The sequence below is a fragment of the Bacillota bacterium genome (genome assembly GCA_033549065.1).
Classification (GTDB): domain Bacteria; phylum Bacillota; class Dethiobacteria; order DTU022; family DTU022; genus JAWSUE01.
The window spans coordinates 1-542 of sequence record JAWSUE010000054.1 but is presented as its reverse complement, the minus strand read 5'-3'; the positions used below and the strand labels follow the sequence as shown (position 1 = coordinate 542).

General features: G+C 40.2%; 2 protein-coding genes. Both read right to left on the bottom strand.

The annotated features are described in order from the left end of the window. Positions 1 to 345 (bottom strand): hypothetical protein (locus tag SCJ97_11735; protein MDW7740699.1); only part of this gene is annotated, 345 nt, incomplete at its 3' end. 44 nt (positions 346 to 389) lie between these two features. Further along, positions 390 to 536: a tautomerase family protein gene (locus tag SCJ97_11730; GenBank protein MDW7740698.1), complete on the bottom strand. Its 147-nt coding sequence runs from the start codon at positions 534 to 536 to the stop codon at positions 390 to 392. Positions 537 to 542: the final 6 nt, after the last annotated feature.

Below are 542 nucleotides of genomic sequence, written 5' to 3'. Positions count from 1 at the left end.
GTCTCTCCATTCGCCTTCATATATCTTGCCATCAGGCCAAATCATCATACCGGTGCCATGAGAAACATATTCTTTAACTTCACCTATATATTTAATTCCATCCGGTAAAAGAACCGTGCCTGTTCCATGCGGCAGGCCATAAGAAAACTCTCCTTCATAAATCATTCCATCTGAACTCGTCCATTTCCCTACACCATGAGGTATTCCATCAACCATCTCACCCACATATTTCCCACCATCATAATCAATCGCCCGGCCACTGTTGTCACATCCAGTTGTTATTAAAACCAAACAAATTATCATAAAAATGATAAAATATGATTTAGTGGAAAAATAGTTTTTCATAATTTCCCCCAGGCTTTAAGATCAATGTTGAATGGCTTACTGAATTATTTTATAAAGGGCAACTTACCTGCTTTACCGATATCTTCAGATTTCAAATCATGGATCAGGACCATAACCGCGTCTTCGGGGCAATTAACCGTACTTACAACTGCCTTAGTTACCTCCTGCACCAGGGCCCTTTTTTGCTCCACTGTCCT